The organism is Alkalicoccobacillus gibsonii, assembly GCF_016798245.1.
Lineage (GTDB): Bacteria > Bacillota > Bacilli > Bacillales > Bacillaceae_D > Alkalicoccobacillus > Alkalicoccobacillus gibsonii.
In genome coordinates this window covers 693808-709077 of record NZ_JAEUZA010000002.1, presented here as the reverse complement: position 1 = coordinate 709077, position 15270 = coordinate 693808, and the positions used below count along the sequence as shown (strand labels likewise).

The 15270-nt window shown below is 40.3% G+C and carries 16 protein-coding genes; 6 read left to right on the top strand and 10 right to left on the bottom strand.

Annotated elements, in window-relative coordinates:
* The first annotated feature begins 16 nt into the window (after positions 1-16).
* Positions 17-919 (top strand): TetR/AcrR family transcriptional regulator, encoded by a 903-nt coding sequence (locus tag JNO66_RS10225; RefSeq protein ID WP_203088139.1) that lies wholly within the window; start codon positions 17-19, stop codon positions 917-919.
* Here JNO66_RS10225 and JNO66_RS10220 read toward each other — a convergent pair.
* Both JNO66_RS10220 and rbsK read right to left on the bottom strand, forming a co-directional pair.
* Entirely contained in the window at positions 914-1135 is a 222-nt protein-coding gene (locus tag JNO66_RS10220; protein WP_203088138.1) for a helix-turn-helix transcriptional regulator, read from the bottom strand. The two genes, JNO66_RS10225 and JNO66_RS10220, sit on opposite strands and share 6 nt — an antisense overlap.
* 197 nt (positions 1136-1332) lie before the next feature.
* Positions 1333-2271, bottom strand: a complete 939-nt coding sequence (rbsK, locus tag JNO66_RS10215; protein ID WP_203088137.1) for a ribokinase — start codon at positions 2269-2271, stop codon at positions 1333-1335.
* Positions 2272-2407: 136 nt separating this feature from the next.
* Between rbsK and JNO66_RS10210 the strand changes: the two genes are divergently transcribed.
* Entirely contained in the window at positions 2408-3034 is a 627-nt protein-coding gene (locus JNO66_RS10210) for a TVP38/TMEM64 family protein (RefSeq protein ID WP_203088136.1), read from the top strand.
* 40 nt (positions 3035-3074) lie between these two features.
* Here JNO66_RS10210 and JNO66_RS10205 read toward each other — a convergent pair whose 3' ends face one another.
* Positions 3075-4304, bottom strand: coding sequence for a Zn-dependent hydrolase (locus JNO66_RS10205; RefSeq protein ID WP_203088135.1), 1230 nt, complete (start codon positions 4302-4304; stop codon positions 3075-3077).
* 157 nt (positions 4305-4461) lie between these two features.
* On the opposite strand from JNO66_RS10205, the gene JNO66_RS10200 reads away from it, so the two are divergent.
* Positions 4462-4845, top strand: coding sequence for a DUF1259 domain-containing protein (locus JNO66_RS10200; protein ID WP_210340832.1), 384 nt, complete (start codon positions 4462-4464; stop codon positions 4843-4845).
* A 288-nt stretch (positions 4846-5133) separates the two neighbouring features.
* Here JNO66_RS10200 and JNO66_RS10195 read toward each other — a convergent pair whose 3' ends face one another.
* Entirely contained in the window at positions 5134-5883 is a 750-nt protein-coding gene (locus tag JNO66_RS10195) for a GTP cyclohydrolase II (protein ID WP_203088133.1), read from the bottom strand.
* Positions 5884-6038: 155 nt separating this feature from the next.
* The gene (locus JNO66_RS10190) at positions 6039-7055 is read right to left on the bottom strand and encodes a homoserine dehydrogenase (RefSeq protein WP_203088132.1); all 1017 of its coding nucleotides are present in this window, start codon (positions 7053-7055) and stop codon (positions 6039-6041) included.
* 124 nt (positions 7056-7179) lie between these two features.
* Here JNO66_RS10190 and JNO66_RS10185 point away from each other — a divergent pair, with 124 nt between their 5' ends.
* A complete protein-coding gene (locus JNO66_RS10185) occupies positions 7180-8241 on the top strand; it encodes a tetraprenyl-beta-curcumene synthase family protein (protein ID WP_203088131.1) in 1062 nt (353 codons plus the stop codon).
* Between the two features lie 46 nt (positions 8242-8287).
* Here the strand turns inward: JNO66_RS10185 and JNO66_RS10180 are convergent, their stop codons facing one another.
* The 5 genes from JNO66_RS10180 to JNO66_RS10160 all read right to left on the bottom strand — a co-directional run bounded on the left by JNO66_RS10180 (position 8288) and on the right by JNO66_RS10160 (position 11993).
* On the bottom strand, positions 8288-8665 hold the full coding sequence (locus tag JNO66_RS10180; RefSeq protein WP_210340831.1) for a Rok-like winged helix domain-containing protein: 378 nt from the start codon (positions 8663-8665) through the stop codon (positions 8288-8290).
* A gap of 156 nt (positions 8666-8821) precedes the next feature.
* Positions 8822-9298, bottom strand: a complete 477-nt coding sequence (locus JNO66_RS10175) for a hypothetical protein (RefSeq protein WP_203088129.1) — start codon at positions 9296-9298, stop codon at positions 8822-8824.
* Positions 9299-9447: 149 nt separating this feature from the next.
* The gene (locus JNO66_RS10170) at positions 9448-9921 is read right to left on the bottom strand and encodes an NUDIX domain-containing protein (RefSeq protein ID WP_203088128.1); all 474 of its coding nucleotides are present in this window, start codon (positions 9919-9921) and stop codon (positions 9448-9450) included.
* A gap of 184 nt (positions 9922-10105) precedes the next feature.
* Positions 10106-11200 carry a response regulator aspartate phosphatase gene (locus tag JNO66_RS10165; RefSeq protein ID WP_203088127.1) on the bottom strand — a complete coding sequence of 365 codons (1095 nt, stop codon included), beginning with the start codon at positions 11198-11200 and terminating at the stop codon, positions 10106-10108.
* A gap of 133 nt (positions 11201-11333) precedes the next feature.
* Positions 11334-11993 carry an HAD family hydrolase gene (locus JNO66_RS10160; protein WP_203088126.1) on the bottom strand — a complete coding sequence of 220 codons (660 nt, stop codon included), beginning with the start codon at positions 11991-11993 and terminating at the stop codon, positions 11334-11336.
* Positions 11994-12119: 126 nt separating this feature from the next.
* On the opposite strand from JNO66_RS10160, the gene JNO66_RS10155 reads away from it, so the two are divergent.
* Together JNO66_RS10155 and JNO66_RS10150 are read left to right on the top strand one after the other, a co-directional pair.
* Positions 12120-12575, top strand: coding sequence for a MarR family winged helix-turn-helix transcriptional regulator (locus tag JNO66_RS10155; protein ID WP_203088125.1), 456 nt, complete (start codon positions 12120-12122; stop codon positions 12573-12575).
* A 21-nt stretch (positions 12576-12596) separates the two neighbouring features.
* A complete protein-coding gene (locus tag JNO66_RS10150; RefSeq protein ID WP_203088124.1) occupies positions 12597-15227 on the top strand; it encodes an MMPL family transporter in 2631 nt (876 codons plus the stop codon).
* Positions 15228-15270 lie beyond the last annotated feature (43 nt).

The window sequence follows — 15270 nt, the reverse complement described above, 5'->3', positions numbered from 1 at the left end:
GACAAAGAGGTGACAAATGAACAACCGCAGACAAGACGTAATTGAAAGCGCTCATCAAGTATTTGCCGAGAAAGGATTCCGTGCCGCTTCCATTCAACACATCTTGGATCGAAGCTCCATTTCTAAAGGGACCTTATATAAATATTTCTCATCTAAAAGTGATATTATTCTAGCTGTATTTCAATGGCTTAATCATAAAATTGAAGAAGCAAGAAATGAAGTATTGCTCTATCGTGATCCTAAGGATCTTGAAACGTTGAAAGAGCAAGTTATTCTTCAGATTAAGCTATTAGAAGACTATAAGATGTTCGCACTGTTTCAGGAAATCTTCTTTTCTGATGACTTAGAACTCAAGCAATACATCCGTCAGCATCAACTTTATGAATTAAAATGGATGCACCACCGGCTAAAGGATATTTTTGAGGAGGAATCTGCTCCATACTTACTGGATTGTGCAGTGATGGTAACGGGTATGCTGTATATGCATTTTAGATATCATAGTCATGCACCGGGTCAACCGGGGCGAGATCGGGAAGCAGTCGTTCATTATTGCATAAATCGATTAGTGGAGTTAGTCACTCAAGTAACAAAAAGCAAGGAGCAGCTCTTAGATCCTGTGTTACTTGATCATTGGGCACCTGAAGCGACAAAGAAGATGGATACATTAAAGGAATCAGTAGAAAATGACTTATTCCAACTAAAGCAAGCCATTATGAAGTGGTCAAATGAAGACGAACAAAAAAAGCACAAGGAACGATTGGACTTTCTCAGTGATGAGCTTGTCCAACAAACCGAACCCCGTACTTTTTTAATAGAGAGTATTATTGAATCGCTTAACTTAGGTGCAAATCCTAAGTGGCAACAGCAGCTTGATCAGTTTAAGGTATCTGTTTCTGCATACCTTACAGAATGTTTATAAGTCCCAGAAGGTATCAAAGTCTACTTTATAATTCATGTCTTGAAGCGTAATGATGATCCGTCTTGCGCTTCTTACACTTGGCTCCCTGTCTTCCTTACAAAGTCTGCGCACCGTTTCACGACTCACTCCGCACATATTGGCCATCCGTTGTTGTGTAATTTCATGTTGAGACAAGAATTCAGCAAAAGGAGTCTCAGGTTGAGTTGTCTGATACATTCATAGCACCTCCACGTTTTTAGTCTGTCAATGAATCTTTATACATTGATTATAACGCGGTTTTATTGATTATGGACGAGCGACCTATGACTTTGTAGTTGGGAAAATGAGCATTCAAGAAGAACATCATAGCCGAAAAGTCTTAGGAAAGTAACAAAAAAAAAGACCGATATTCATTTGAATTCGGTCTCTTTACCTTACGTATTCATCACTTCTTGAACTTCAGCAAAAGTAGGCATACCTGTTTGAGCACCAAACCTCATAATGGATAAGCCTGCAGCTACGTTGGCAAACTCGATTGCATCCGCTACATTTGCTCCGCCTGCTAGCTTATATGCGAGTGCCCCATTAAACGTATCTCCCGCTCCCGTTGTATCAACAACCTCTACTAGACGGCCTTTTACTGCTCTTGAGATCGCATCTTCTTTTTCGATATATTGAACACCTTTACTACCAAGAGTCACAATGACACCTTGTACTCCTTCTTTTAAAAGTGAGTCCATTCCTTCTTTGACACTTGTTTGCTTTGTTAAATACATAAGCTCTGTTTCATTTGGTGTAAGATAATCCACATTTGAAAGCAATGTATCACTTAGTGGCTGAGCTGGCGCGGGGTTTAGAATGACTTTTACTCCAAAACCAGCTGCAACCTCAGCTGTATATTCAACGATCTCAAGCGGAATCTCAAGCTGAAGAATGATTAAATCGGCAGCTTGTATCACAGCTTTAGCCGCATCGATTTGTGATTTTGTTATAGCAAAATTTGCACCAGGAACAATAATGATCTGATTGTCCTCTTCGGCTACCGTAATTTGAGCCATACCTGTTGTTTCATTATCAATCACTTGAATCCACTCTGTATTAACCTTCTCGTCTTGAAGCTGCTTGAGAAGTACTTTACCTGTTGGGTCATGACCAATTGCTCCAACCATGCTAACAGCCGCTCCAAGCCTCGCACAAGCAACTGCCTGATTGGCACCCTTTCCTCCTGGAAGCTGATCAAAACTCACTCCAGAAATGGTTTCTCCCTTCTTGGGAAAACGAGTGGCTCGCGTGACCATATCCATATTTATACTACCAATTACAACAACCTTAGGCTGATTTGTCTCCACTTTATAAGTCACCTGCTCTTTCATTTTTCACCCATAAAGAATACCATACTCTTTCCCGCCCGCCTATCCAACGCTTGCGTCATGGGACTGTCACATAGACTGACAAATATCCTAAGTAAGATCTGCTACACTAGAAGGATGTAGATGTATGAGGTGAATGATGAAACGTAAAATCGCAGTTCTTTGTTTTTTTGTTTTAATTGGCGTATTTGTGTACATGTATCGGTTGAACTTACTTGACTGGTTGCAGGATTATGGTCAGCGCTCGGTCCTCCTAACGACAATGGCCGCAACATTATTTGCCCTATTTCCCGTCATTCCTTACCCTATTATTGGGGGCATTCTTGGAGTCATATTCGGACCAGCACTCGGAAGCTTTGTGACATGGGTGGGTTCTTCCCTTGCGTCTATCATTATGTTCATCGCCATCCGTTTTGGGTTTAAGGACTGGGGGCGACGGATGCTCTCGCGTTATAAATCCGTGGAGAAGCTCACTGAGATTTTTGAACGTAACGCATTTATGACTATATTTATAAGCAGATTAATTCCCGTCATTCCATCGATCGTTGCAAATGCTTATTTTGCTTTAAGCAATGTGTCACTTAGGGTCTATGCATTGGCTTCCACCCTTGGAAAGATACCATCAATGATTCTTTTCGCCACAGTCGGAAATGCGCTGCTGACCAATCCTGGTGACTTATTGTTCGTTGGGTTGTACTACGGTGGATTTTTGCTTGTTGTTTATAGCTTTTATCGCATTTGGAGAAGAAGAGGGAAAGAAATCTAGCGAAAAAGGGCGTAACCTGTGTGGTATCGCCCTTTTTACATTAAAGTTGTTTCTTCTTATCGAGCATAAGTAATGTTCGATACAAGACAGATGTTGCTGTTTGCACGTCTTCCTTACTTGTCCATTCCTTAGGATTATGGCTAATTCCATCTTTAGAGCGGGCAAAAATCATACCCATTGGCCATTTTCCCGTAAACTGCATGCCATCATGACCCGCACCACTCGGTAATGTTACCGGATCTATGCCTTCCTCAATCAAACTTTCTTTGATCGTCTGCTGGATCGCCTCTGCACAAGGAGCAGGAGAGATTCGTTGCAGTTCTTCAATTTCCAACGTAAGCTGTCGTTCCTTTGCAATGGTCTCAGCAGCCTCTCTGATTTTCGCTTCTGCCTGATTTCGTATGTCCTCGTGCACATGTCTTAGATCAAGAGTCCATTCACTATATCCTGGGATCACGTTTGTTCCGCCTGGCTTCACTTGAATTTGACCGACAGTTGCAACTAGATCTGGAGTGGAACGAGCAATTCGTTCAATTTCCGCAATGATTAAACTGGCACCCACTAGCGCATCCCGGCGTTGCTTCATTGGCGTTGATCCTGCATGTCCAGCTTCACCTGTACATTTAAGCCGGAGCCAACAAGGTCCTGCTATGCCACTTACAACTCCCGCTGCAACACCTGCTTGCTCGAGTATCTTCCCTTGCTCAATATGTAATTCAATATAAGCACGCACGTTATTTAATGCCGCCTCTGCAATGGAATCAGGATGATATCCTTGTTGTTCCATTGCTTCTTTAATGCTTACTCCATCTGCATCGTTCATTTCAAGCTCGTCCAGCGTTAGAATGCCAGCAACCGCCCGACTTCCAATCATCCCTAAGCCGAACCTGGAGCCTTCTTCATCTTTAAAAGCCATAACCTTTACTGTATGAGATAGTTCAATGCCCTGTTCATTCAAGGATTCAAGAACTTCAATACCCGCCAATACACCGAGTGGACCATCAAAATTCCCTCCATTTGGCACACTATCAACATGAGAACCAACTAAGATGGTCTCATCCGTTTTCCCTTTTTTCACGCCAAACAGATTTCCTACAGCGTCGTACCCTGTCTCAAGACCGGCTTCCTTCATAAAAGACCTTACGCGTTCGTTCGCTTTTGCTTCAAGTTCCGTATAGGAATACCTTGTTACTCCCCCATCACTTGTTGCTCCGATTTCTGCCAGTGACATAAGTCGGCTCCAAATACGTTCTGCTTTTACATTGCTCATGTGCTTAATCCCTCATTTCTACAAACAAAACAAATAATATGAATGTTCAATTTTTTATTAGTGTAGCATGTTTTTATTCAAATAGATAAGAAGACGGTTCTACTTTAAATAAGCGCAAATAAAATGTAACAGGTATTTTTCAGGAGAGGTGATCATTATGAATTCCTTGTGTCAGCAATGCGCGTGGATTTTAAAAGGCAAGGGAAGCGAGGAGAATGGGTATTGTTCAATTTCGATCCCAAGATCAATCAAAGCAACGATTCAAGGTCGCCCGGCTCAAGCACCCATTCGTGCTGGTGTTACATTTGAATCTTTTGATCAACAAGGCAACGCGTTAAATCTTGGAGAAATTGTTCTTAAACAAGAAGAAATTCAACCATTTATACATGTACTTATTACGCACCGTATTCAACTAAGTGCACTGCACAACCATTGGATTTATGATGACCCTACATTGTTCTACGTTCACTTCCAATCCGTTGAACCCCCACTTACCTTCTGTACAAAAGTGGCTGAAGCACTCAAGCAAATTGTTGTGTAACAATTAAACGAGCTGTGTCATAACACTAATGCGGATAGCAAAACACAAACATAGCACAAAATCCGCTACAGGAGAATCCCTCCCTTTCCGTGGGTACGGCCTCAGCCACTTCCGTGGAAAACCGCCACTACAGTGTCTTCACCACGTACTGTATCCACAGGAGTGTCGGGTTCTCCTTCCGCTCGTCTTACTAAAACATAAAAACACGAATGGCGAATGATTCGCTCGTTGAATCATTCGCCATTTTTTCGTTGATTTTTTGTTTTATCCCGCACTCTTCTACTTTTATTACTTTAAACGCTCATCCTCACGAAGATGCCCGGAGCGGTTCACTTTTGTATCCAAGTACTTTTTATTAAACTCCGATACATCACCCCATAGAGGCATTCTTCCTTTAAGAGGTAGTCCAGCATTCTGAAGAGCTTCTACCTTCTTCGGATTATTTGTCAGTAACGTTACCGGTTTTGAACGCAGTGTGTGTAGAACTTTGATGACATCATCATAGTTTCTAGAATCATCCACAAACCCAAGAGCATGGTTAGCTTCAACCGTATCTAGACCTTCTTCCTGTAAGATGTATGCCATGGCTTTACTGAACAACCCGATGCCACGTCCTTCATGATTAGCTAGGTAAAATAAGGCGCCTGTGCCATGTTCAGCAATCATCTTCATTGATTGCTTTAACTGGAACCCACAATCACACCTCTTGCTTCCAAAGATATCGCCCGTGTGACAGATGGAATGCATCCGAATAATGGCATCCTCATCAAAGGCAAAGTCTCCATAGGTTAGCACACTTGATTGCTGAAACTCGGCAAGATTATCACCAGAAAGCTTTTCAAGCATCCGGTCGAAATCCTCCGTAACCTCCTGGCAATGCAACCAGCAGTACCACTGGAAGGTCACTGTTTCTCCATATAAGTTAACCGGAAGCTGGATGGGACCCACTAGATAAATCGCCCCTTCTTCCAATGGGATCATTTGAACCTTTTCTTCTATACTTGATAATCCTCGACTGTCTATTTTTGTGTCACTCATGAGGGTGTTGCTCCTTCTTGTTGATTTTATTAGGTTGTAGTTGTCTATATTAGTATGGTTATCAGAATGTACGTTTATCATACTGTATGTCCTGATTACTGGCTAGTAGACACTTTTATGAAACCTAGTTTCAACAAAGAGGCGACACAACCAAGTTAAACTAATTTATGAAGGTTAATCATATCCTTTAATGCTGCACTTGCTGCTCCCGTTGGGCTTGATGCCCCACCCAATACAAATAAATCTCCCATTTCCTTTGTAGAAAAGATAATTCCTTTATTTGTTCCATGAACACTAGCTAATGGATGATTCTTCGGTAACCACTCAGGCTTCACGGATAAAACAAGTTGCCGGGCTTCGTAGGCTGCCCTCGCCACTAATCGAATGGTATATCCCGTTGTTGTGGCATCATCCACTTCCTTTTGTGTCACATCGGTTATTCCTTGAATGGAAACGTCATTTAAATGAAATGCCCCTTCGAACAAGCTATTCGCAAGGATGACTAATTTACTCGCACTGTCGATTCCTTTTATATCGTTGTCAGGGTTGGATTCTGCAATTCGGAGCTTCTGAGCTTTTTGAAGCGACTCCGAAAACGCTTGGCCCGAATCCATCATATGTGAGAGAACAAAGTTACTTGTGCCATTTAATACAGCTGCAAGCTCTGTCAGCGTTGTCCCTGCTAAACAATAATCAGCCATATCATACGTAGGTAAGGCCGCTGCCACGGCTCCACTAAATTTGATTATTTTATTCTTAGAAGTAGCTAAGTCCATGAGTTCTTGGAAATGATGAAGCAGTGCTCCCTTTGAGACAGTCACAATATGCAGTCCATCGTGTAAAGCTTGTTTCATATATGTATAACCAGGCTCCCCGTGAGCATGATGAGAAGGAGTGCATTCAACCAGGAGATCGCCTTCAAACGTATACTCTGTTTGAAGAGGAATGTCTTTCGCTTGAGCATACGCTACTATTCCTCTTGAACCAAGTTCATTTTCAAGCATCCATTCCAGGTCCAAGCCGTTCTGGTCTTCAAGCAACCCTTCTCTTCCAATGATTCCCACAACCTGTAGATCTAACTGATATTTTGCCTTATACTCAACTTTTTTACTTATTATAAGTTCGATTAGTGCACGACTGACTGAACCAAAACCACTAAGATAGATCTTCAATTGCGCTCCCCTTTTCCGAATAGACTAAGAAATTATGATTCGATGTATCATTTTACTTGTGATATTTTGCTTCATCATGGATGATAGACTAAAGAGAGTTCACTATTCAAAAGGAGTTCTACACATGAGTACAACAGTTCCCTCGAATTCGCTTCAGATCCTTCTGCGAGCATCTAAAGAAACAATACCAAAAGCAAGGCAGCATCTAAAGGACTGGAAAGAGGTCGGAAACCAGATTCCTGATAAAGAAATACGCGAACAAGCAACGTGGACTATTAGCGATAAGACCTTTCACTGTGAAGGTGGCAGCATACTCGGCTTTTTAGCTGGTGAGAATCAGGATGCGTATATCAAATTTATGGTTGCTTATCAAAGTATCTGTGATTATTTAGACACACTTTGTGATAAAAACGATCGGCACAACCAGGACGATTTCCGCTCTATTCATCATGCCTTATTAGACAGTTTGAGTCCAGGAGAGCCCTTCTATGACTACTATGAACACCGTCAGCCGTTTGACGACGGAGGATACTTAAAGAAACTTGTCACGACATGTCGTGACACCATTGAAACCTTCCCCGGGTTCGCTACTATGCAAGAAGATATGAAAGAAGTATCTCAGTTCTATATTGATTTCCAGGTATATAAGCACGTTGAAAAGAGCTTAAGAGAACCACTTCTTATGCACTTTTATGAAACAAACAAACATCTCGCTCCTTCCATGCGTTGGTATGAATTTGCATGTGGGACAGCCTCGACCCTAGGCTTGTACTGTCTAGCTGCATATGCAGCAAAAGGCATCCGAACAAAAGAGGAATCCAAACAAATCAAGGAAGCTTATTTCCCATGGTTGCAAGGACTTCATATTATGTTGGATTATTTTATCGACCAAGAAGAGGACCGGGCTGAGGATGAAATGAATTTCACTAACTACTATGAGAATCGGGACGATCTTGTGAAAAGAGTTCAATTACTTGATCAAGAAGCGACCACCAGGTTAAAAAAATTGCCAGATGCCTCCTTCCACCTTTTAATCAAACGTGGACTGTACGCCATTTACCTCGCTGATTCTAAAGTGAAGGCAAATCCTCGCATGCAAAAGGATGCAAAAGTCTTACTAAAACTCGGCGGAATGCCCGCGAAATTTTTCTATTATAATAAGTGGATGTTCAAACGCAAAACATAAAAAAGACGAATCCTCATATAAGGGGATTCGTCTTTCACGTTTTTAATTACTCTTTCGGTCCTTCGTAAGCATAACGTCCACGATAAGGTTTAGTAATATATTCATTCTCTTCTACGATTTTATTTAACATCACATAAAGAGAGCTTTCATTATATACAATATTATTACGCTCTAATTCAGCACCAATTTCTTTTGCATTTAAAGAAAGATTAGAATTTTTTAAAGTTTTTACAATAAATGGTTCAATAATATCGCGTTTTGCGCGTACTGGTCTTTGTTGATCTCTAGGTAAAACATCCGGTTTAATCTCAGAATAAGAAGACGATTCTGACGTTCCATCTCGTAAGTCAAGCTCGCGTAAACGTGTATAAATCACGTTAAACTCCTCTGCGCTTGCTTTTCGTTCTTCATAAATTTGTTCCATTCGTTGTTTTAAGGCATCTCTCTCGGTGTACAAAATGATTCTATTCTCCCTTCGCTATCCACTTCTTTTTATTTTACCTAAAAATGATCATAAGATAAATATAAAAGTAACGAATATTAAATAGAAAAATTATCCAATTACTAAAGAATTGTACAACTAAGAAGATTTCTTTAAATTCAATCGTTTAACAACAAGGCTCGTTCCTTTTTTAGAAACAACCCAATCTGTCGGGATCGTTGGAATATAAGAGATCGTTTCTTGTAGGATCGTTTCCACAACGGGTATTACTAAAGGGGATTCAGCCTTATCAACAGATTCGTATACCTTCCGCAATGCAAATAAAACAGCGTTTATCTCAACAACTAAAAGGATTTTCTCTTCTTCATTTACAAAGAAATACTCTTTAACACCTTCGCGCAACTGTTCAATACTTACACAAAGATTTGAAAGATACTCTTGATACTCCCTAACTACTTCATAAAGAAACGCATTGGCATTTTCAAAAGAGTCCTCATCTCTAGAATAACGTCTCATGAAACTCGCAAACGTCTTTAGAAAATGAGTGTGGCCCTTCGCTTCAGCTAATGCCTTTGCAATACAGGAAGCAAATGAAAGAGCTTCTTCCCTGATCATTATTAATTACTCCTTTTTCATGCCCAGTTCGTACAACAAATAGACCACGAATGACATTCAAGGTCTATGAACATGGCCAAGTGCTCATCCAGGATTTATAAAGTACATTCACTCAAACACTAATCCCTTCTACCTTTTTTATCGGCTTGTTAAAGGGGATTGTTGAGTTTTGATTCTTGGATGAAAGGAACGAAGCGTTTGTTTGTTATTGATGCTAGTAGAATCTCACTGATAGACGGGAATAGTTTGATCGTTTGCAAAGAGTGAAGCGGAGCCCAAACAACATCTGTTTGATGCGGATCTGGTGCATTCGGTAAAGAAGGAGTTTGTTCTGAATCCATTTCACAAAGAAAGAACAGCTGAAGTGATGCAACATCGCCATAACGGAACGAAGCTAGATTCGGAAGATACTCATACACAGTGATAAGCTCTCCAACACTCACATCGATACATGCTTCTTCTTTTACCTCTCGCTTTACTGCATCCTTTATCGATTCACCAGGCTCTACGCCACCTCCGGGAAGATTATAGTGAATCCCGTGTTCATCTTGATATTCAATTAATAAGAGTGCTTGATCCTTTAGAATGATGGCACCGGCACGAGTGCGAAATGGAGTTGGCATGGCGGGGCTCCTTTTGTCAAAGTAAAAAATATAAGCTTATGTTCAAATCGAACATAAGCAATTTAGTAGTATTTCAATTTATAGAAGCTCATTTCCTTTATCTAACAGATTAAAAGTAGGTTCTAGGTCAGCGCTGAAAAATACTAATGCACAAACAAAAACGACCAAAGAAAGTTTTTTCATCTTAATCCTCCAAGAGATTTAGATTTTTTGGTGAACTATATGCTTTTTTTAGATATTCTAAAGCACTTTGAAATTGATTGTTTCTTTCAAAATATATAGAAATTTCTTCTGACATTTCATTGTATTCAAAAAACATCTCTTGTTCTTTTAACAGCTCTAGTCCTTCATTAACCATATTTAAATCATTTTTTTCATATAAACCCCTAGTTATCATGCATTTTGCAATATGTTCTTCTATTCCTAGCTCGAGTGATTTTTCTTCTGCTTGGTCTAATAACTGTTTTGCTTCTTTTGTCTCCCCAAGTCTATATAAAGTATTTGCTAAGTTGTAAATAGCTTGTGCTTCAGAAATGGCGTTTAAATAGCTTCTCTGGTTAAGACATAATCGCAAAAAGTATTTAGCTTCCTCTAACTTATGTTGTCTAATCCTATTTAAACCCAAACCCCTTAATATAATAACATGTGTTTCCGGAAAAAATTTGGATCGTTCATAAATAGAATCGTAATATGAATCAGCTTTTACATATTGGTTCAATTCAGTAGCAACATATGCCAATAACATATTACAATTTAAGAAACGTTCTTCATACTTTTCATCAGTACTAAATATATCCAATGCTCTATTTATGTATTCAACAGCTCTAGCATAATCGTCCATTCTGTAGTAACAGAACCCAAGTCGGGAATAAAATTCTCCCTTCTCATATCTACTTTTTAAACAAGGTATGTACTTTTCAGCTATATGATATAATCTAATGGCCGAATGATATCTTCTACTATAACTCTCAAATTGCGCTGTCATGAAGTAATAAAGATATGTTAAATGTTCATCAGTAGCATTAGCTTCAGCCAAAAGTTTATCTAATTCCTCGCTAGATAGACGCTTATCTACGTTTCCTCTAATCATAAAATCATGTCGCAGTGTAACTAATTTATGATGCATTAAAACCTTATCATTTTTAGCCATATTTTTAATAAGTCTATCTGTTACTTCTTTCAACTCATTTGCTTGTTCAATGTCTCTCGCTACGATACAGCTGTACCACTCAACTAATTTTGCCCCGACTATTTCATGAGGAGTTAGCGTTTTTTGCATTTTCTCACCCTCTTTCACTTCATGTATTATATGCATTCCTACCTTACATTTATATACTTTTCAAGCATTTCCCAACTCAACTTTTGATAGTTTTCAGGTATAAGGGCTCTTTTTTGCAATTCGTAAAACCGCCTCAATAACGAAGCTTCTCTACCGCTTTCACAACTTCATCTAAATGTACGCAATTCGTATCAATATCAGGGTTTACTTGATGTGAACCCATTAAGATCGTTCGCATCCCTAAGCTTTTTGCCGGTACGATATCCTTAGTGAGATCATCACCAACAAAGATTGCTTGTTCAGGCTGTACCTCTAATTTTCCCAACCCGTGCAAGAATATGGCCGGGTCTGGCTTTTTGATCCCTAGCTCACCTGAGGTGACGATGATATCCATGTAGGAAGTGATGCCAAGTGAGTCTATTTTGCTTCGCTGGTAAAAGTCACGGCCGTTTGTGATAATGCCTATTTTAAAATGTTTCTGCTTTAATTCGTTTAACATCCGTGTTAAGCCTGGAAAGGCGACACTCTCCTTTGGAAACTGATGATTTAAATTCTCTAGCATATCCTCCATTAAAGAATGCTGTAATGAAAACTGAAGACGAAGCTTTTGATAGACTTCTTTCTTTGGCATAACGATCTCATGTAATCGAGTGAACTCAGTGATAAATAATTCCCTATCCTCTACATAAGTTGAAAGCTTAAAAAGCTTATATTGTCTGGCAGCAAAGTGAAGCAAGGTTTGGTGTTTGTCCAGCAAGGTCTGATCTAAATCGAATAAAATCGTGTTTCTCATCATGACATCCCTCCAACTTCTTTTACCATATCATGGGTGAACTATAACAAAAACATTTCTCTTGCTTTTTATTTAGTATAGGGGGTAAACTATCTGTATAGATATTAGTTTAGGGGGTGAACTAGTTTGAACAAGCCTAAGCTTTCTGAGGCCATAACACTTTTTTCTGAGATCTTATCCTACGGACAGCAGACGCTTTTTAAGGAAATCTCATCAAAGAACCTTAAAGTACTCTCTGTTGAGCAAATTGACTTACTGAGCCTTCTTGCTTCCAGAGGTCCTTTGAACTCCACTCAAATTGCATCATTCTTAGGGCTGCATAAAAGTGCAATTTCTTCACGCTTGAAGAAATTAGAGGAACTCGGGTTGATTACTCTTAGAAAGTCGGATGAAGATTTTAGAGTGAAATTCGCGGAGCTAACGAGTGAGGGCGAAGTGGAAATCCAAACCTGCCAAGAAGTGATGCTTGAATACTTTGGGAACCTTTTTAGTGATTTTAAAGAGGAAGATTTAACGTACTTTATCAAGATGCTGGGACTGGTAAAGGATCGATTATTAACAGAGAATCCAGATCAAAAATAACGATTTAGGTGAGGAGAACGAATGAAAACCATCTTACGCTTTAAATGGGGAGTAGCTTCCGCACTACTTGTGCTAGCTGTTTTATTATTTATCACTGCACCTCCACTTGCAGATTTAGTTGAGGAAAAAGGTTCTGTTCAGCTGGACGAAAACTATAGCTCCAGTCAGGCTTCGGCTATTCTTGATGCAGCAGGAGAAAATGAACAAACCATCAGTGTCGTCGTTGAGTTCGACGATGCGTTAACAGGAAATGAAGAGGCCGTTCAATCTTTAATTGATAACATCGAGGCACGATCATTTGATGCGCCAGTTGAAGTGTTATCTCTCTTCGAATCAGATGAGATTCGCGATCAAGTGGTATCTGAGGATGAAAGTGTCGCCTTAATTCTGATTACCATTGACGGTACAAATGATGATGTGATTGCGATTGGAGATGAACTAACCGATCTATCAATCGAAAATGGAAATGTGTATGTAACTGGAGAAGCGCTTTTGAACCATGATGTGGATGTCACCTCACAAGAGGGCCTAGCTAAAACAGAGCTTATTACTGTCATTCTTATCTTTGTTCTATTGCTTGTTGTCTTTAGAGCCGTTGTCACGCCGCTTGTCCCTTTGCTTTCAGTCGGAATTACATATGTGATTAGTCAATCCATTGTTTCGTTTTTAGCAGATTGGTTTGATTTTCCGATTTCAAATTATACGCAAATCTTTTTAGTGGCTGTTCTGTTTGGGATTGGGACTGATTATTGTATTTTACTCCTCAGTCGATACAAAGAAGAGCTTGCAGCTGGTCATGATACACAAACAGCAATCTTAAACACGTATCGCACAGCGGGTAAAACGTTGTTCTTTAGTGGGCTAGCTGTGTTCATTGGATTCGCAGCCATTGGTTTTGCTGACTTTACCATTTATCAATCAGCTGTTGGTGTAGCTGTTGGTATTGCCGTGTTGCTGCTTGTATTGTATACGTTCGTTCCATTCTTAATGGCAGTCTTAAAGCAAAAGCTATTTTGGCCATCTAAAAAAGTAGGATCACATGCGGATAACAAGCTATGGGGATGGTTAGGCAAACTGTCAATCTTCAGACCTGTTGTCTCACTTATTATTGTAGCCGTCATTACGATTCCTTTTATCTTCATTTACAATGATGAGATATCCTTTAACAACGTAGATGAAATTAGTGCAGATGCGGACTCTGTAAAAGGTCTGAGAGTGATTGAAACTGGATTCGGAATCGGAAATGCGCTTCCAGTTCAGGTTGTATTAAATAGCGATGAAGACATTGTGACGCCAGAAATACTTGCTAATATTGAAGCCTTATCACGATTCATTGCAGGAATGGATGAGGTAGATAAAGTAATTGGAATTACCCGCCCAGCAGGAGAAGAGCTTGAGGATCTGTATGTGGATCATCAGCTAGCTCAGCTCGGAGACGGACTTGAGGAAGCTGTAGATGGAACAGAGGAGCTTGAAGATGGTTTAACTCAAGTATCTGATCAATTACGTCAAATAAGTGAACAGGTATCAGGCAGCACAGGAGGCCAGTCTAACGGCTCTTTATCGGAAGCTGCAGCTGGGCTTGATCAAATAAACGAACAAATCGGTGGAATTTCCGAGCAGCTTCAACAAACACAGGACGTGCAAACGGCCGCTGCTCAATTAGCTGGTATTCAAGAAGGTCTTACACAAGTAAGCACAGGCTTATCAAATGGTGCAGCAGAGCTTGAAGGAGCGAGCGCACAGGTAGGTGAGCTCTCTGGAGGATTAGTTCAATTAGCTGATGCGGTTGATGATATCTCAGATGGAGTGTCAGAGCTTCGAAATGGCTTAGAAGATTCTGTGAGCTTTGCAAATGAGGTAGCCGCTGCAGATTATGTCCGCGGCACAGGGGTCTACATTCCAGATGAGTTGCTTTCAAACGAAGAGTTTGAAGACGTGATTGATATGTATACCTTCTCAGATCGCCAAGGGCTGACACTTGATGTCAATCTAAAAGCGGATCCTTATTCTATCGAAGGAATTGAGGCAACAAGAGAAGTGAAAGAGGCGGTTTCCCAATTCGTACAGGGTACACCTCTTGAAGAGATGCAAATTGAATTTGCTGGTGTATCGAGTATTAATAGTGACTTAGAAGAGATCTCTTCTGCTGACTTCACTCGAACGGTAACGATCATTATGGTTGGTCTATTCATTACATTGATGATCCTGCTTCGTTCATGGACACAGCCTATAGTCATCATCGCTGGTCTGCTGCTTGCTTACTATACCTCTCTTGGTATTGCCGAGCTTGTCTTTGTGCACATCATGGGTTATGCCGGATTAAGCTGGGCCGTTCCATTCTTCGGCTTTGTCATGCTTGTTGCACTTGGGGTAGATTACTCGATCTTCTTATTCGATCGGTACCAAGAGGAAAAGAAATTAGGTGTACGTGAAGGATTGATGAAGTCGATGGTTAAAATGGGTTCTGTTATCATCACTGCAGCGATCATTCTCTCTGGAACGTTCGGAGCCATGATGCCATCCGGTGTACTATCCCTTATGCAAATCGGAACGGTTGTTGTGAGTGGATTAATGCTGTTTGGCTTAGTCATTCTTCCGCTATTCATCCCAGCTGTTATTAGCTTAGGAGAAGCGAAAGAGAAAAAGTAGAGTAAAAATGAAGAACCAGTGAGCGAATGGCTCACTGGTTCTT